The sequence below is a fragment of the Ottowia oryzae genome, from assembly GCF_003008535.1.
GTDB classification, from domain to species: domain Bacteria; phylum Pseudomonadota; class Gammaproteobacteria; order Burkholderiales; family Burkholderiaceae_C; genus Ottowia; species Ottowia oryzae.
In genome coordinates, this window is sequence record NZ_CP027666.1 from 2,563,534 (window position 1) to 2,581,167 (window position 17,634).

A 17,634-nucleotide genomic window follows, 5' to 3' on the forward strand; every position below is an offset into this window, starting at 1 on the left:
AAGCATTGTGCCGCCCCCTGATGCGGGCGCGACGCCGGGCTTGATCGGGGCCGGAGCCGGGGCCTGTCATCTGCTTTTCAGCGGCGTTTCCGGGGCGTGTCTGCGGCGCAAGGGCGTCAGCGGCGCCTTGGCGGGCTTACGGCAGCATCAGAGCGGTATCACATCAGCATCACAGCGGCGTGAGCCGCGCCGCCTCCGGCTTGTCCAGCCACGCCTGAAACTCGTCCGCCAGCTGGCGCGCGGCCTGCACCGACGCCGTCCAGGCCTTGACGCGCTCGGGGTGCGTCAGGCGCTGAAAGTCGGTGCGGTCAGGCAGCTTGGCGCCGGGCAGGCTTTGCACCCATTCGGGCCGTGGGGCCAGCACCAGCATGTGGCTCAGACGCGCGGTGGCACCGTGGCGCCATTTCAGGCCCTTGTCGAGCCAGCCGGGCACCACGGCTTGCTGGAAGTGCGGGTACAGCACGATGCTGCCGTTTGGGCGAGATAGTTCATCAAATCCACCTTCAGAGCCCGCCGCACCAGCGCTGGCAGCTATGGAAGTGGTAGCGTTGTAAGCCAGGTGCAGGTGGTAGTCGGTGATGCCGCCGTCCCAGTACGCGCCGCGCGGCGCGCCGGGAATGTCGTGCACGGCCTGGAGGATGAAGGGGATGGAGCCGCTGGCCTGCAGCGCGGGGTAGAAGTTCTGCACCGTGAGCGGCACCTGCTGCGTGCGCAGGTCCCCGGGGTTGAACGGCAGGCGGGGCAGCGGCGCGATGGCCTCGGTGGTCGCATTGGTTGCGGACGTGGGCGTGGGCGTGGGCGCGGAGAAAACCACCCGCTCGATCCACGCGCCCAGTGCGCGGCGGCTGGCCACGTTGGTCAGGGCCGCGCCCAGGTAGCCCAGCGGGGTGCGCCAGCGGCCTTCGCGCGCCAGCACGTGCCGCCCGTGCGAGGCCACCACGTGCAGCCGATAGCGCGGGTGGGCCAGCAGCGTGGGCACGTGGCCCTCGAACATGGTGCGCAGGTTTTGCGCGAAGGTGGCGCTGACCTGCTCCGGCAGCGGCAGCTTGCGCCCCGGCGGGGCCTTCATGTCGCCGTGGATGTAGCCCGTCTCCAGCGCCTGGAAGGCGGCACCGGGTCGTCCATGCAGGCGGCGGCCATGCGCCACGCGCCGATGGAGGCGCCCACCAGATCCACGGGCTGGGCTGCCTGCGGCAGCCATTGGCCGAAGATGAAGCGGTCCAGCGGCCCCAGGATCAGCCCCTTGGGCCCACCCGCTGCGGCGGGCACGGTGGCCACGTCGGCGGGCGACAGGCCATGGCGCTCGATATGGCGGCGCGCGGCGGGGCCGGCGTAGAGGGCAAGAGCGGGTTCGGGCATGGCGCGGCAGGATTGGGTTGGGCGCTTGTTTTTGTATAAAAAGTGCTGCCAGCGCAGGCTGCACCAGCGCTGGCAGCTATGAATAGCGAAGCATATCGGCGGCAGGCCGGCTGCGCGTGGCGGGCCCATGGGCAGCGCGCCGCTCGCCCACGGCGTCACTGCCGCAGCGCGTGCGTCAAAACGTGATGACCTTGTCGGCCTGCAGCGTGGCCTCGGCCAGTTCGGCCAGCGTGCCGATGCTCACCCCGCCGATCAGCGGGAGCGACAACAGCCCCCGGTTGGCCGCGCAGGTCTTGCACAGGCGCACGGGCACGCCGTGGCCGACCAGCTGCTCCAGCATGTCCTGCAGCGTGTGGCCCGACGCATCCTGCTGGCCGGGCAGCGCCAGCACGGTGGCGTCGGACATCAGAAACACATCCAGCAGCGGCTTGTCGCCCTCGCGCGCGGCCAGGGCCAGCGCCAGACGCAGGGCAGACAGGCAGCGCTCGCTGCCATACGGCGGCGCGTGAACGATGAGGAGGATTTTTTGCGGGCTGTTCATGGGGTGGAGCGTACGGGATCAAGATGCGCAGCCAGCGCTGGGCCGGCGGCGCGCTGAGGCAGGCCCGTGAAGGCCATCGCTTGCATTGTGCAACCTGCGAGGGTGGGCAGCTCAGCTCAGGGCAGCGTTAGCAGGTTGCTCTTCATTTCATAGCTGCTGGCGCGCTGTGCGCCTGCGCCAAGACCCATTTTGGCATCAAGTATTGGGCATGCCAGCGCATCAGTTGCGGCCGGCGCCGTGCACCTCGGCCAGGTGGCGCGCCGCGCTGCGGGCGGTGTCGGGCAGATCGGGCGCGGCTTCGGCCAGCCCGGTCAGCACGCCGCATTCGTCGGCATGGGCGCCACTGGCGCAGCGCGCGCGCAGCGCTTTCAGCTGCCGCTCCAGCGCGCGCAGCTCGCGGATGCGGTGGCTGACATGCTCGATGTGCGCGTCCAGCACGCGGTCGGCGGCGTGGGGGTCGGCGTCGGGGTCGTCGCGCACCTGCAGCAGCGCGCGGATTTCCTGCAGCGACATGTCCAGGTTGCGGCTGGCGCGGATGAACTGCAGGCGCTCCAGGTGCGCGGCTTCGTACTGGCGGTAATTGGCTTCGTTGCGCGCGGGTGCGGGCAGCAGGCCCTCGCGCTCGTAAAAGCGGATGGTGTCCACCGGCGTGCCGGAGGCGGTGGCGAGGTCGCCGATCTTCATGGCTTTCTCCTTGACCTTGGTCAATCGCCGTGGGCGCTTGACTCTGGAGTCACTTCAGGGTTTCCAATGCTAGTCAATGACCAAAAACCTTGTTCCCCCCATGTCTGAAAACGCCTTGACTGGCGCCGAGCGCCACGACCACGATCATGGCCACAGCCATGACCACGGCGCAGACGGCCATGACCACGGCCACCACTCGCACGATCACGCCGACTGCGGCGGCAGCGCCTGCAGCACGGCCAACACGCCCATCGCCATGCAGCCCGCCACGCCGCCCATCGAAGGCGGCCTGCTGCTGCGCGTGCCCGGCATGGATTGCGCGGTGGAAGAAAGCACCATCCGCCGCGCGCTGGAATCGCAGCCCGGCGTGCGCAGCCTGAGGTTTGACCTGACCGCCCGCACGCTGGGCGTGGACGCACCGCCCGATGCGTGGGACGGCGTGGAGCGCGCCATCCAGGGCGCCGGCCTGGCCACGGAGCGCCTGACTCAGCCCGTCAGCGCCGCTGAAACCGCCGAGCGCCAGCGCCGCGAAGCCTGGCGCCTGGGCGCAGCACTGGCCCTGGCCATCGGCGCCGAGGCGGTGCACTTCTTCGCGCCGGAAACGCGGCTTTGGCAAGTCGTCAGCATGGCGATTGCCGCCTTGGCCATTGCGCTGTCGGGCCTGGGCGTGTACCGCAAGGGGCTGGCTTCGCTGGCGCGGGGCGAGCTGGGCATCACCACGCTGATGACGGTGGCCGTCACCGGCGCCTTCGTGATCGGCCAGTGGGCCGAGGCCGCCATGGTGATGGCGCTGTATTCGATTGCCGAACTGATCGAGGCGCGGGCGGTAGAACGCGCGCGCGGCGCCATCAAGGGCTTGCTGGATCTGGCCCCTTCGCTGGCCGAAATGCGCCAGCCCGACGGCAGCTGGGCCGGCACGCCGCCGGCGCAGATTCCGGTGGGCGCCGTGGTGCGCGTCAAACCGGGCGAGCGCCTGGCGCTGGACGGCCGCGTGACCGCCGGGCACAGCAGCATCGACCAGGCGCCGGTCACCGGTGAAAGCGTGCCGGTGGAAAAAGGCCCGGGCGACGAGGTGTTTGCGGGCACCGTCAACCAGCAGGGCGCGCTGGAATTTGAAGTGACCGCGCCCGCTACCGACACGGTGCTGGCGCGCATCATCCACGCGGTGGAGCAGGCCCAGGGCTCGCGTGCGCCCACGCAGCGCTTCGTGGACAAATTTGCCGCCGTCTACACGCCCGCCGTGTTCGCCATTGCGCTGGCCGTGGCCCTGCTGGGCCCCTGGCTGGCGGGCTGGCCTTGGTTGACGGCGGTTTACAAGGCGCTGGTGCTGCTGGTCATCGCCTGCCCGTGCGCGCTGGTGATTTCCACCCCGGTGACGGTCGTCAGCGGCCTGGCGGCGGCGGCGCGGCGCGGCATCCTGATCAAAGGCGGCGCCTACCTCGAAGAAGCGCGCAAGCTGACGCACATCGCACTGGACAAGACCGGCACCGTGACCGAAGGCAAGCCGCGCCTGGTCGCGCATGAAGTGGTGCGCCCCGGCGCCGATGCGGCAGAGGTGCAGGCGCTGGCCGCCGCGCTGGCCGGCCGGTCAGACCACCCCGTGTCGCGCGCAATTGCCGCTGGCCTGCCGGTGGACGGCAACGCCCTGCCCGCGCTGGACGATTTCGGCGCCGAGGCTGGCCGCGGCACGCGCGCCCGGGCCGGCAGCCGCAACCTGGTGCTGGGCAACCACCGCTGGATCGAAGAGCGCCAGCAGTGCTCGCCCGAGCTGGAGGCGCGCATGCAGCCGCATGAGGCGCAAGGCCGCACCGTCAGCCTGCTGGCCGATGACGAGGGCGTGCTGGCCGTGTTCGCCGTGGCCGACGCGATCAAACCCAGCTCTCAGGCCGCGGTGCAAGAGCTGAAAGCCATGGGCATCACCCCCGTGATGCTGACCGGCGACAACCCGCTGACCGCGCGCGCCATCGCCGATCAGGCAGGCATTGAGAACGTGCAGGCGGGCCTGCTGCCGCAGCAGAAGCTGGAGGCGATTCACGCCATTGCTGCGTCGGGCGACACGGCCACGCAAGCCAAGCCGCTGGCCGTCGGCATGGTGGGCGACGGCATCAACGACGCGCCCGCCCTGGCCGCCGCGCACCTGGGCTTTGCCATGGGCCAGGCCGGCACGCACACCGCCACCGAGGCGGCCGACGTGGTCATCATGAACGACGACCTGCGCCGCGTGCCCGAGACCGTGCGCCTCTCCAAGCGCGCCCACGGCATCCTCTGGCAAAACATCAGCCTGGCGCTGGGTATCAAGGCCGTGTTTTTGGTGCTGGCCGTGGCGGGCAGCGCGACGATGTGGATGGCAGTGTTCGCCGACATGGGCGCCAGCCTGCTGGTGGTGGGCAATGGGCTGCGGATGCTGCGCCAGCCAGCCTCCGGCGCCCTGCCCTCGACACCTGCGACCGACGCTTGAGGGCAGCGCGTGGGGGCTCGCTGCCCCCGAGCCTGCCTTGCGGCTGCATGCGTCCAGGACGCGAAGTGCGCTGCCTCCGGCGGGACTGGCAAGACTGACCGCTGGTAACGGTCCCTATTGACCGGCACATCTGCCTCCGGCTCAATCGGCTTGGCTTTTCAGATACCACACGCCATGCGCCACTTCGCCACTACCCCCGGCTCAGCTCCGTCCTTGCCAGCTCGGATGCCCACGTCTTCGGATCACCGATAGTCGATGACCGGCGTCAAACTGCCTGTGCGTCGCGACCGCACCAGGATTTGCTTTACCGATCCAGCGGCACGTTGTTCAGTTGCCGCGGCCTTGGCGTTCATGCTCGTCTTCACCCCCCATAACGCGCTCGCCGAGATATCGATGAATTCAAAGTTGCCCTCCGAACCCATCGTCCGCACCGTGCTGGTCGGTACCGCCTGGGATCGAGCCGACGCGAAGGTCGAGCCTGATGCGGATACGCCATCGACTCCCCAGTGCAAGCTGTATACCGTACGCAACACGAAAATACCGGGCGCCGGCCTGGTAATGTTTGCGCTGGACACCGAAGGTCGTCTGATGGCCAAGACCGGTGACTTGGTCGGTTTGGCGAATCTGTTGAGAACCTGCATACCAGAAGATGCCGCCACCTGGGCGCAGGTGATATCTCGCTACACCGATGCCCTCTTACCGCAAGTCATTGAAGCAAATGACAAGTCGCGAGCAGAAGACCTGGCAGCCGCTGGCGCTACGGATGTGGCGCCGAAGATGCGAAAAACGTCCCACGGCACTGAACTGGACTATTACGTGTCCCGCCCGGTATCCCGCTACTCGCGTGTCCGGGCGGTCGTGCCGACCAGCGGCCCTGTCAAGATCGACGAACAGGCTATCGTGATACGGTAGTCGCCATGGCCTGCGGCCGAGCATAGCACGGCCGTTTTCGCCGACATGGCCCCCAGCCTCCTGGTGGCGGGCCATGGGCTGAGGTTGCTGCGCCGCCGGCTCAGTGCCCTTCCGTGTCCCACCGGTGCTGCAGGCGCACCTGGCACTCGATCCAGCCCCATGAAGACACGCCGCTGCCCTCCCAGCCCATGATGCCAAGCGGCGGCACGGGCTCGTCGGCCCGTAAGGCCATTTGGCCGACCATCACGATGCCGTAGGTATCGCGGTCCTTGGCGAAGCCTTCTGCCCCTGCGGCAGTCAAGCACAGATCGCCCTTGAAGTTGTGGTGCGTCAGGGTCAGCCAATCGCGCCGTTCGTACACGCTGAGCGGGGGCGGCGCGGGATAGACGCCGCGCAGGCCGGCCAGCAGGTGGTAGGTGTCGTACTTGTTGCCCGTCAACGCCAGCACGACGCCGGCACCCCAGCCTTGGCCATCCAGCAGCTTGACGGCAAAGCAGGTGCCCGGCTGCGCCACCGCGGGCTTGGCGACGATGGGCGTGGGTACGCGCGGCGTCTCACGCGGTGTGCGCAAAGTCTCTACGAACGCTTGCAGCACGGCTTGCCGTTGATCCCGGTCGGGGCCGTCCCAGCGCGCGAGATCCTGGCCGGTGGCCACAATCTGTTCGATGGCCTGCAGGGTGTCGGGCTGGAGTGCGCCGACATCCGATTCGGCCTGCGCCAAGCCCAACCAGACGGCGGCATTGGTTTCTTCGTCAAGAAACTGGTCGTAATAGCGCCGGATCGCCGCCTGGCGGGCCGCATCGGGTGATTCGCCGTCGTCGAATCGCTCGATGAAGTCGCCATGAATGTCCAACGCGGTGTCGTCTTCCAGGATGCCGGTGCCCCAGGTACCCATGCCGGTTTTCCTCCGCTGATTGGTTGTTGACTCGCCTCTTCCGGCTGCCGCTTCAGCCGGCGCCGGGCGCCTTGCGCATGATGGCATCGAAATCCGGGCGCGCCAGCAGCGGGTCCGTCCAGGCGATGACCGCTGGCGGCACCACCGCCACCGCACGCGGCCGATCATGCCGAACCAGTTGGCGCACGAAAGGCACCAGCGCGAAATCCGCCAGCGCCGGCGGTGCGCCGAACAGGTAGGCCTGCGCGCCAGGCCCGGCCAGGCGTGCGGCGAGCCGCTGCAAAAATGCGATGGCGCACGCCAGATGCTGGTCAGAGAACGCCGCCTCGCTCTGGCCTGGCGCCCATTCGCTGGTGTAACGACTGGGGTACTTGTAGCGATCGAGGTGCGGTTTGAATTCGCGCTCGCAGGCTGCGATAAAGGCCAGCATGTCGGCCAATGAACCGCTCTGGGGGCTCAGCCAGCCTTGGGGGTCGTTCTGCTGCAGCGCCCACAGCATGATGTCCAGGCTTTGGTCGATCACGGCGCCATCGGGCAGCACCAGCACCGGCACGGTGGCTTTGGGCGATGCGGCCAGCATGGCGGGCGGCTTGGCGCGCAGGCTGACTTCGGTCTGATCGACGGCCACGCCCGCCACGTGAATGGCCCAGCGCGCCCGCATCGCGTACGGGCAGCGGCGAAAGGTGTAGAGCAAGGGCTGGGGCATGGCGCGCACTTTAGCGGGCTGGCCCACGCCTACCCCCGCGCCTCTGCCACGCGGCTCAGCGCTCTGCGTCGGCGGCGGGCGTGGCGCTGGCGGCGGGTGCGGTTGCGGTTGCGGTTGCGGTTGCGGGGGCCGGGGCCGGGGCCGGCAGAGCCGTGAGTTGGTCGACGCGCAGGTCGAAGTCCTCACCCGTCGACACCACGATCTGCGCGGCCGCCACCCGCGCCACGGCGCTCACCACGCTGTAGTGGTCGTGACCCGGCACCGACAGGCAGCGCACCATGGGATGCGCCTGCGCCTTCTGGCACATGCTGGTCAGGCTGCTGAGGTTGCCGGGCGGCTTTTGGCCCTCGATCAGGTAGGTGGGCGAGCGGATGCTGTCCAGCCAGCGGCCGGGCGACCGCACGGCCAGCTCCTGCGGCGGCAGAGAACGCCAGTCCACTCGCGCGTACGACGGGCCATAGTCGCCCATTTCACCCACGGGGCCCAGCGCCAGCACCGCAGCAAAGCGTGGCGTGCTTTGCGCCACCAGCAGCGCCAACGTGCCGCCCGTGCTGTGCCCGCCCAGGTAGATGCGGCGCGGGTCCACGTAAGGCAGCTTGGCCAGATGCTCTGCAGCGGCGATCACGTCGTCCACCTCGCCCAGCCCCAGCTCGCGCTGGCCCGGGTTGGTGTTGCCGCCGCGCAGGGTGGGAAACATCATCACGACGCCCGCGTCGCGAAAAGCCTGGGCCGATTGGTCGTTGCCCGCGGGGCCGTGTACCCAGAAATCGCCCAGCGTGTTGCTGTCGCCCCCGGTCAGCCAGATGATGGCCGGGTGCAGTACCCGGTCGCGCGGGCTGGGCGTGACGTAGGCCGCCAGGGTATAGGGGCCGCTGGTGTAGTCGCTGCGCTCATACAGAGTGCGGGGCGGCTTGGGCAGGGGCTGCGGCTGCGGGTTGGCCACGTGCACCTGGGTGATGAAGGTGCGGCGCACGTCGCTCAGCGTCTGGCGTTCAGACGCCTGGGCGGCGCGCTCGGCCTCGCGGCGTGCGGCCAGTTCTTCGTCGATGGTGCGGCGGCGCTGCTCGGCTTTTTGCGCCTCTTCACGCGCCTGCATGGCCACGTAACTGGCGCGGCTGATGCAGTCGAGGCTGCGGTCGATGGCGTAACCCTGGTCGATGGCCTTTTCACGCGCCGCTGCTGTGCCCAGCTTGTTGCCGTAGCACACAGCCTGGTCGCGCTCGGCGCCGGGTGCGCCGCGCTGCATCCGGCCCACCATGCCCCACAACATCCACACCACCATGACGCCGCCCAGCGCAAAGGCGATGAGGCGGCTGAGCGATCTCCATTCGTAGCGGCTGGACAGCATGGCGAAGCAAATAGGTGAGCAATGGTTTCAAAAGGGACGCGCGATTGTCGCCAAGTCGCGCGGCCCTTTCGCAGCAAAAACCAGCGCTGCGCGTGCCCTATTTCCGCAAACCTTGCAGCTTGGCGAAGGCGGCGGCCATCTGGTTGTCGGCAGCGGGGGCGCTGTCGCGGCGCCCGCCCTGCCCGCTGCGCTGGTTGCGCCCGGCGCCTTCAAAGCGGTTTTCGCGCGGCGCGTCACGGCGCGGCGCTTGCGCGTCCAGCTTCATGGTCAGGCTGATGCGCTTGCGCGGCGCGTCCACCTCCAGCACCTTCACCTTCACGATCTGGCCGGTTTTCACCACTTCGCGCGCGTCACTCACGAAGCGGTTGGCCAGCTGGCTGACGTGCACCAGCCCGTCCTGGTGCACGCCCAGGTCGACGAACGCGCCAAACTGCGCCACGTTGCTCACGGTGCCTTCCAGCACCATGCCTTCACGCAGATCGGCAATGTCTTCCACGCCGTCGTTGAAGCGCGCCACCTTGAAATCCGGGCGCGGGTCGCGGCCGGGCTTTTCCAGCTCGACCAGGATGTCCTTCACCGTCACCGCGCCAAACTGTGGCGTGGCGAACTGCTCGGGCTTGAGCGGCTTGAGCAGCTCGGCGCGGCCCATGATCTGGTCGATGGGCTTGCCCGTGCTGACGATGATTTGTTCAACCACCGGGTACGTCTCAGGGTGCACGCCGGTCACGTCCAGCGGGTTGCTGCCGCCGCGAATGCGCAAAAAACCCGCGCTCTGCTCAAAGGTCTTGGGCCCCAGGCCGCTGACTTCCAGCAGCTGCTGGCGGCTGTCGAACGCGCCATGCTGTTCGCGCCAGCGCACCACGGCCTTGGCCACGGTGCCCGACAGGCCCGACACGCGCGCCAGCAGCGGCGCGCTGGCGGTGTTCAGGTCCACGCCCACGCCGTTCACGCAGTCTTCGACCACGGCGTCCAGCTGGCGCGCCAGCTCGCTCTGGTTCACGTCGTGCTGGTACTGACCCACGCCGATGGATTTCGGGTCGATCTTCACCAGCTCGGCCAGCGGGTCTTGCAGGCGGCGGGCAATGCTGGCGGCGCCGCGCAGGCTGACGTCCACGTCCGGCAATTCTTGGCTGGCGTATTCGCTGGCGCTATAGACGGATGCACCGGCTTCGCTGATCACTACCTTTTCGATAGCTGGCAGCGATACTCCAGCTTGCGCTGCAGCCATTTTTTGCACCAATTTGATCAGGTCGCCCGCCAGCTTGTCGGTTTCGCGGCTGGCGGTGCCGTTGCCGATGGCGATCAGCTGCACGCCGTGCTTGGCGACCAGCTTGCCCAGCGTATGCAGGCTGCCTTCCCAGTCCTTGCGCGGCTCATGCGGGAAGACGGTGGCGGTCTCGACCAACTTGCCGGTGGCATCCACCACCGCCACTTTCACGCCGGTGCGGATGCCGGGGTCCAGCCCCATCACCACCTTTTGCCCGGCGGGGGCGGCCAGCAGCAAATCGCGCAGGTTGTCGCCAAACACCTTGATGGCGACGGCCTCGGCGTCTTCGCGCAGGCGGGCGAACAGGTCGCGCTCGGTGCTCAAAGACAGCTTGACGCGCCACGTCCAGGCCACGCATTTGCGCAGCAGGTCGTCGGCCGGGCGGCCTGCGTGGCTCCAGCCCAGGTGCAGGGCGATGCGGCCTTCGGCCAGGCTGGGCGTTGCTGCGGTTTTGGTAGCTGCTGGCGCAGTATCTGCCTCGGGCAGCACCAGTTTGGCATCCAGAATCTCCAGCTGCCGGCCACGGAAAACGGCCAGCGCACGGTGGCTGGGCACGCGGCCGATGGGCTCGTCGTAGTCGAAGTAGTCGCGGAACTTGGCCACTTCGGGGTCGTTCTCGTTCTTGCCGCTGGCCAGTTTGCTTTGCAGCAGGCCCTCGGCCCACAGCCATTCGCGCAGGCCTTGCACCAGCTGCGCGTCTTCGGCCCAGCGTTCGCTGAGGATGTCGCGCACACCGTCCAGCACAGCGGGCACGGTGGTGAAGTCTTCGCCGCCCTCGCCCTTTTCGGCCTTCACAAAGGGTTTGGCAGCCTCGTTCGGGTCCAGCGACGGGTTGGCAAACAGCTGGTCGGCCAGCGGCTCGATGCCGAATTCGCGCGCAATCTGGCCCTTGGTGCGGCGCTTTTGCTTGTAAGGCAGGTACAGGTCTTCCAGCTCTTGCTTGGTGGGCGCGGCTTCGATGGCAGCGCGCAACTCAGGCGTGAGCTTGCCCTGCTCGTCGATGCTCTTGAGCACGGCCGCGCGGCGGTCATGCAGCTCGCGCAGGTAGGCCAGGCGCGCTTCCAGCTCGCGCATCTGCACGTCGTCCAGGCCGCCGGTAGCTTCCTTGCGGTAGCGGGCGATGAAGGGCACCGTGGCGCCGCCGTCCAGCAAATCGATGGCGGTTTGAACCTGGGCTTCGCGCACCTTGAGTTCGGCGGCGATCTGGGCGGGAATGGTCAGCTGGTACATCGGCAAGACTGGGTGCCGCGCCGGCCACGGCCACCGGCACCCCAAAAAGGGGGCGAGTTTGCCATAGGCACCCGGCCGGCCCGGCGGTGGCGCATGGCTGCGGCGTGGTGCGCTTTGGCCGCGCTCCGCGCACCGCGACCGGCAGCGCGCGCCTAGAAGCCCGAGGCGCCTTCGGGTGCGGCCAGCGGCAGCCGCAGTTGCACGCACGTGCCCTGCCCCCGCACCGACTGCACGCGCAGGCGCCCACCCAGCCGCGCCGCGCGCGTGTGCATGCTGCGCAAGCCCTGGCCCGGTCGGCTTGCGCCGGCCGATGGCGCCGCCGCCTTCGGGCGCCGCGGCATGCCCTGCCCATCGTCCAGGACATCCAGCGCCAGCACTTCACGGCCAGCTTCGCCGCGCAGGCGGCAGCGCACCAGCACCGAGCGGGCGCCGGAATGGCGAATCACATTGGCCAGCGCTTCTTGCGCGATGCGCAGTACCTGCACTGCGGCGTGGCGCGGCAGTTGCTCCAGCGCCTCGGCTTCCTGCACGTCCCAGCGCAGGGTGATGCCTGCGGCGTCCAGCAGGGGCTGTGTTCTGTAGCGCAGGTTGGCCAGGTGACCCAGCACAGAGCCGTCGAAGTCGGCGCCGTCGACCAGCAGCTTGAGTTCCAGCAGGCAGTGCTGCAGCGAAGCGGCGGTCTGCCGCTGCTCCAACGTGCCGTTGTCCAGCGAAGCGATGATGGACGTCAGGTGAGAGCCCACGCCGTCGTGCAAGTCCTGCGCCAGCCGGCTTTGTTGGGCCGATGCGGCCCCGGCAGCCTCATCGCCGGGGCTTTCGGCAGCAGCGCGCCAATGCGCGGCCCGCCGCACGGCGAGCCACAGCAAACCCAGCTGGAGGCCCACCACGGGCAGCAGCGCGCTGGGCACGCCAGGAGGCGCGGCGGCCGCCTGCCGCAATTCGCCCAGCAAGATCAAGGACAGCGGCACCGCCACCAGCAGCGCCGCCCAGGCCCGCAGGGCGCCGCTTCGCCACGCGCGCAAGCCCATGACGATGCCCAACGCCAGCACGAAGGCCACGTTCACACCCAAGAGCCCGAGCGGAACATGCTTCTCCGCTGCGCCCGAGCCGCTGTGCGGCAGCCAGGTCGCCCAGGCCACCAAGGCAACGCAGTGCGCCACCCAAACCATGCGGCCCCACCCGCGCCAGCAGCCGGACACCAGCAGAAAGAACCGTTCGGCCGCCAGCAGGCACAGTTGGATCAGCACCACCGTGGTGAGGTTGGAGGTTTTCTCGGCATGCTCTTGCCAAACGGCGAGCGCCAACAGCGCGGCCCAGCTGCACGCCGCCAGCCCAAAGGCCCAGTCCACCCGGCCGATCCGTCCCACCGAAGTAGCTTCGGCGGGCATGACACCAGCGGCACCATGACTCGCCGGCGGCGAAAGTGCATGGAACGGGTGCATGAGGGGCTCCAACAGCAATGCTTCGCACGTACCCGGCGTTCAGTAAAGGATGCCGTAGGTCGAAGCCAACGTGACCGCCTGCGCGCGGCTGCGGACCTGCAGCTTGCGGTACACGTTCTTGATGTGCGAATTGACGGTCTGCGCGCTGATGCTGAGCCGCACGCCGATCTCTGAGCTGGTATGGCCCACCGCGACCAGGCGAAGGATTTCGCGCTCACGCGCCGAAAGCGCTTCCAGCCCGCCGGATGATCGCGCACTCAAGCAGCCGTGGCGGGCACCGGGTCCGTCCTTGTCCAGGCGGCGCAGCAGGCGGCGCGCCAGGTTGGGCGTGACCGAGGCGCCCCCGTTGACGACTTGCAGCACCGCCTGCGCAAAGTTGCCGAACCAGGAGTTCTTGATCAGGTAGCCGGTCGCGCCAAGCTCGAACGCATGAATCGCGTGCTCTTCGTCTTCCATGGCCGATACGACCACCGCCTCGGCCACCGGGCGGATGGACTTCATGAACTCGATCAACTGAAAGCCGGTGCCGTCGCCCAGGTTCAGGTCCACCAGCATCACATCGAAGGCGTGCTGCGACACCAGGCGCTTGCCCTCGCGCATGGAACTGGCCTGCCCAACCAGGATCACCCGGGGGTCGGCCAGCAACTCTTGCGCAATCACGCGGCGAATGTGCGGGTCGTCGTCAATCAGCAGCACGCGCACGGGCTGATCGGGCTGGCCGATCAGGAAGTCAGGCCAGGGGATGTTGCCGGGGATCGACAGGTGGGCTGCAGAGCTGGCTGGCAGGCCGTGCGTGACGGCGGCGTTGACGTTAACGCTCATGGTGTGGCTCCCAAATATGGCCGGTAAGGCATTCAACCCTGGAATCGCGCGCGTTCTGCCAGCTTGACGGAGGTGACTGGGGTCACGAAACGAAGTGGTCCCAAAAAGCGCCCAAATGCAACATTAGGCGTTTCTGGTGCGACATGTGTGAATTTGTTGGCTCGCTTTTCTAAGCGTTTCTTGTCACACATCTCGTTACTACCGCGCATTTCACGGGTGCTTGCTCTCTACTCGATAGCATCCATCGCAGAAGCCACGATGCTATGCGGGCATCTCATGGGCCGCCATCCCTCAAATGGTCTAGACCCTACTAGGTATCCACAGCAGGAGATTGGGTGAACAGCGCAAGCGCTTGAAACTGGCTGTGACGCATCTGGAAACGGTGGCAATTCCGCTACCGGGCAGCCAGCGTCGCTGCCGTTGCAGGCGCCTGGCCTGCCGGCGGTAAACGGTCTCGACAACCTTTGGAGGAATGTCACCATGAAAGCGCTTGCACTGTTCACCCTGACGGCCGTCGCATCCGCGTCGGTGCTTGCGGCCGGCTCCAGCCCGGCGGCCAAGATCGTCATCAGCGGCGATTCGTCGCAGTCCACCAGCGTCGCCAAGGAAGCGACGGTATCCAACCAGGCCAATGCCTACGCCACGGCGGTGCAGAACCTGTCGAGCAACAAGGGCGACATCACGATCGCGGGTGACTCCAAGCAGAGCACCACGGTGAAAGCCGGCGGCAACGTGTCGAACAAGGCGTGGAACCCCGGTGACATCGCGCTGCAAAGCGTGGCGTCGAACGTGGGCAAGGTCGAGGTCAAGAAAGGCGCCTCGTCCACCCAGTCGGCCACCATCGCCGGCACCCTGTCTAACGATGCCATGGGCGCTGGCTCGCCCAGCAGCTGTGGCAACGATTGCGAAGACGCAGCCTTGGCGGTGCAAAGCGTGTCGAGCAACGTCGGCAACGTGACCGTCGGCGGCGAAAGCAAGCAGAGCACGTCCATCGCCGGCGGTGCCGTGGGCAACAAGGCCCAAGGCGCGGGTGCGGTGGCGATCCAGTCGCTGGCATCGAATGTCGGCAAAGTGGACGTCGAGGGCAAGAGCTCGCAAACCGTCAACCTGACCCGCACCACCGTCACCAACCACGCCAACGGCGCGGACACCACGGCGGTGCAGAACCTGGCCAGCAACTACGACGGCGTGACGATCGCGAAGGGCGGCCAATCCACCCAGACCGTCGTTGGCGACGGCGGCACGATCAGCAACGAAGCCACTGGCCGCTACGCCCAGGCCTTCCAGAACCTGTCGTCCAACTTCGGTGACGTGACGATCTCCGGCAAGTCCACGCAACTGACCTACGTGGCCGGCACGGTGACGAACAAGGCCAACGGCTATCGCAGCCTGGCGGTGCAGAACCTGTCGTCCAACGACGCGTGCGATCCGCCCAAGTTCAAGCTGCCCGACTGCCCCACAGGCTACTGCGGCTGGGGCTCCAGGCTCTGACGCACTGCAACGCCCTGGTCGGCTAAGGCCGGCCGGGGCTTTTTTGCCCAAGGCTTCACGCAAGGAGGGACAGCCATGAAACGCCAAACCGCGCGCGCCATCTGCGTACTCACCACGGCCCTGCTGGCCAGCAGCTTCGGTTACGCCCAGGGCGCACCGGGAGAGGACCCGGTGCACATCGGCAGCCGCGTCAGCTACCTTCAGATGCCCACGGCGCCCCGCTCCGTCTCGAGCGGCATCGTCTACCGCACCGGCATGCCAGACGACGCCAAAGCCAAGATTGCGCACTACGTTGCCAGGTCCTATTCGGCCGACACCGGCAATGTCAAAACCAACAAGGACGTGGTCTCCAGCGTCCAGACCAACAGCATGGGCGCAACGACCTGCGTTCAGTCGATTCAACCCAGCGCACCGCAACCGGGCGGCGGCATGGGGCAGGACCAGGTGGTCGTGATCCGCGGCGACCTGGTCAATATCTGCCGCTGAGCTGCGTTGACATAGCCGGCAGCCCTCCTGCGCCCCACCGGCGCGGGCTGCCTGCTCTTCTTTTGAGAGTAGACAGCGCTTGCCTGTCCACCGCCGTCAGAACAATCCGAGGGGATGGCCATGAGATCGCACCTTGCTTCGCCAGAGCCAGAGACCACTTCAACGCCTTCCCGCGGGCGAAGACTGCTGGCCGCGCTGGGCATTCTGGCCGCCCTCGCCGGCTGCGCAACGCCACTGGACGCGCGCAAGGACACGGCCTACCAGCAAAACGCCGCCGTCGCTAACCATCCGGTGGTGCGGCCCACGCGCTCGGTGTCTAGCTTTTCAGAATCACTGACCTGCATGGACCGCATGCTGCGCGAGGCGCAGTTGCCCACCACGCTGATCACCAGCAAGCAGTTCATCGATTTCTCCGGCAAGGTGCCGGTGGCCACCAAGGACATGATCGCCACCGCGTTGTCGCAGATGTCGCGGCTCAGCAATGCCTTTCGCTTCGTCGACTTCGAGGTGGACATCGCCCGCCAGGACACGGTGCAGAACCTGACCACCATCCTGCTCAACAACAACCAGATGCAACTGCAGCGCCCTGCGCTGTACGTGTCGGGCGCGATTGCGTTTGTCGACCAGACCGTCATCAGCAACACCAACGACGCCGGCTTGTCTGGCCCGCGCGTGGATCTGGGCTACAGCCGGTCGCGCACCGCCACCATCATCGGGCTGGAGGTGCACCTGGGCGACTTTCGCACGCGCACGCTGATCCCCGGCCTGGATTCCGCCAACGAAGTGACCACCGGCAGCGGCGGCCAGGGCGTGGACGTGGGCGGGCGCATCGGCACCTACGGGGTGAAGCTGAACGTGGGGCGCGACTACGTCATCGGCACCGGCGCGGCACTGCGCACGCTGGTGGATCTGGCCATGATCGAGATCGTGGGCAAATGGGCGCGCGTGCCCTACTGGCAATGCCTGACGCTGGACCAGGCCCACCCGCACTTCCAGCGCGTCATGCAGGACTGGTACGCCGAAAGCGGCGCCAGCGGGCAGTTTCAACTGGTCAAGGCGTCGCTGGTGGCGCAGGGTTATGTGCCCCGAGAGTCCGAAGCCATGTCTGCCACGCATCCGCTCATGCGGCGGGCGCTGGGCCGGTTCCAGGCCGATCACGGCTTGGCGGTGAATGGCGTGATCGACTTCCCCACCTATGAAGCGGCCCTGAACAGCTTCGTGGCGCTGGACGACACGGGCGCGTTCACCCGCATCGGTTGGACCAGCAGCGGCCCGCAGCACGTGGCCACCGCCGACGGCACTACCGCGCCCGCCATCGGCCTGACCACCGCCGCGCCCTGGCTGATTGATCTGCAGATCGAAAACCCGCAGCCAGCGGGCGAGCGCCCGGCGTTCACCGAAGGCGAGCAGATTTTCCTGTCGGCCACCGTCACCAAGGCTTCGCACCTGTATTGCTACTACGCGGACGCGGCCGGCGGCGTGATGCGCCTGCTGCCCAACGCGCTGCAGCCGCATTCCCTGGTGTCGGCCAACCAGGCGATCCGGATTCCGGACTGGATGGCGCCCAGCCCCGGCTTCATCCTGGACGCGGGCCGGCCAGGCACCGAGGGCGTGATCTGCATTGCCACCGAACAAGACGTGGCCCCCATGCTGCCCGCAGAACTGCAGGCCAGCGCCCTCACCCCGCTGAAGAACGTGGCGGGCACGCAAGGCGTACTGGAAGGGTTTGCCGCCGCGGCGGGGCCGAACGGCCATGTGTCGCAGGTCATCCAGTGGACGGTGCAACCGCGCCGCCCGCCGCCCCCGGCGCCCATGGCGGCCCCAGGTGCTGGTGCAGGCGCGGGCACCGGTGCGGGCGCATCGGCCACGATGGCGGGCGCGGCGGCTGCGCAGCAGCGCCCGCCCCAACCGGATCGGCGCTAGGCGGCCACCCCGCTTGCGAGCCGCCCGCATCGCCCGCATAGCCCATTGGCCACTGCACACCCGTGGAGCC

General features: G+C 67.9%; 13 protein-coding genes and 1 pseudogene. 5 read left to right on the top strand and 9 right to left on the bottom strand.

What is annotated here, in order from left to right:
- Positions 1-169: 169 nt before the first annotated feature.
- From C6570_RS11720 to cadR, 3 genes and pseudogenes are all read right to left on the bottom strand, one after another.
- Positions 170-1,359, bottom strand: a pseudogene (locus tag C6570_RS11720) (phospholipase).
- 175 nt (positions 1,360-1,534) lie between these two features.
- Complete coding sequence (locus C6570_RS11725) at positions 1,535-1,900, bottom strand: DsrE/DsrF/TusD sulfur relay family protein (protein WP_106703372.1); 366 nt, start codon at positions 1,898-1,900, stop codon at positions 1,535-1,537.
- 219 nt (positions 1,901-2,119) lie between these two features.
- Positions 2,120-2,584 carry a Cd(II)/Pb(II)-responsive transcriptional regulator gene (gene cadR / locus C6570_RS11730; RefSeq protein ID WP_106704664.1) on the bottom strand — a complete coding sequence of 155 codons (465 nt, stop codon included), beginning with the start codon at positions 2,582-2,584 and terminating at the stop codon, positions 2,120-2,122.
- 100 nt (positions 2,585-2,684) lie between these two features.
- Here cadR and C6570_RS11735 point away from each other — a divergent pair, with 100 nt between their 5' ends.
- Together C6570_RS11735 and C6570_RS11740 are read left to right on the top strand one after the other, a co-directional pair.
- Positions 2,685-5,042: a heavy metal translocating P-type ATPase gene (locus tag C6570_RS11735; RefSeq protein WP_425437878.1), complete on the top strand. Its 2,358-nt coding sequence runs from the start codon at positions 2,685-2,687 to the stop codon at positions 5,040-5,042.
- Positions 5,043-5,297: 255 nt separating this feature from the next.
- Positions 5,298-5,954, top strand: a complete 657-nt coding sequence (locus C6570_RS11740) for a hypothetical protein (RefSeq protein WP_123812254.1) — start codon at positions 5,298-5,300, stop codon at positions 5,952-5,954.
- 100 nt (positions 5,955-6,054) lie between these two features.
- Here C6570_RS11740 and C6570_RS11745 read toward each other — a convergent pair whose 3' ends face one another.
- The 6 genes from C6570_RS11745 to C6570_RS11770 all read right to left on the bottom strand — a co-directional run bounded on the left by C6570_RS11745 (position 6,055) and on the right by C6570_RS11770 (position 13,664).
- Positions 6,055-6,849 carry a hypothetical protein gene (locus tag C6570_RS11745; protein ID WP_106703374.1) on the bottom strand — a complete coding sequence of 265 codons (795 nt, stop codon included), beginning with the start codon at positions 6,847-6,849 and terminating at the stop codon, positions 6,055-6,057.
- A gap of 52 nt (positions 6,850-6,901) precedes the next feature.
- Positions 6,902-7,555, bottom strand: a complete 654-nt coding sequence (locus tag C6570_RS11750; protein WP_106703375.1) for a glutathione S-transferase N-terminal domain-containing protein — start codon at positions 7,553-7,555, stop codon at positions 6,902-6,904.
- Positions 7,556-7,610: 55 nt separating this feature from the next.
- Positions 7,611-8,903, bottom strand: coding sequence for an alpha/beta hydrolase family protein (locus C6570_RS11755; protein WP_106703376.1), 1,293 nt, complete (start codon positions 8,901-8,903; stop codon positions 7,611-7,613).
- Between the two features lie 97 nt (positions 8,904-9,000).
- Positions 9,001-11,400, bottom strand: a complete 2,400-nt coding sequence (locus C6570_RS11760; protein ID WP_106703377.1) for a Tex family protein — start codon at positions 11,398-11,400, stop codon at positions 9,001-9,003.
- Positions 11,401-11,552: 152 nt separating this feature from the next.
- Positions 11,553-12,788: a sensor histidine kinase gene (locus tag C6570_RS11765; RefSeq protein ID WP_164675536.1), complete on the bottom strand. Its 1,236-nt coding sequence runs from the start codon at positions 12,786-12,788 to the stop codon at positions 11,553-11,555.
- A 93-nt stretch (positions 12,789-12,881) separates the two neighbouring features.
- On the bottom strand, positions 12,882-13,664 hold the full coding sequence (locus C6570_RS11770; protein ID WP_106703379.1) for a LuxR C-terminal-related transcriptional regulator: 783 nt from the start codon (positions 13,662-13,664) through the stop codon (positions 12,882-12,884).
- A 480-nt stretch (positions 13,665-14,144) separates the two neighbouring features.
- Here C6570_RS11770 and C6570_RS18430 point away from each other — a divergent pair, with 480 nt between their 5' ends.
- From C6570_RS18430 to C6570_RS11785, 3 genes are all read left to right on the top strand, one after another.
- Entirely contained in the window at positions 14,145-15,155 is a 1,011-nt protein-coding gene (locus C6570_RS18430; protein WP_245896175.1) for a hypothetical protein, read from the top strand.
- A 75-nt stretch (positions 15,156-15,230) separates the two neighbouring features.
- Positions 15,231-15,641: a hypothetical protein gene (locus C6570_RS11780; protein WP_106703380.1), complete on the top strand. Its 411-nt coding sequence runs from the start codon at positions 15,231-15,233 to the stop codon at positions 15,639-15,641.
- Between the two features lie 120 nt (positions 15,642-15,761).
- Entirely contained in the window at positions 15,762-17,564 is a 1,803-nt protein-coding gene (locus C6570_RS11785) for a DUF4384 domain-containing protein (RefSeq protein ID WP_245896176.1), read from the top strand.
- Positions 17,565-17,634: the final 70 nt, after the last annotated feature.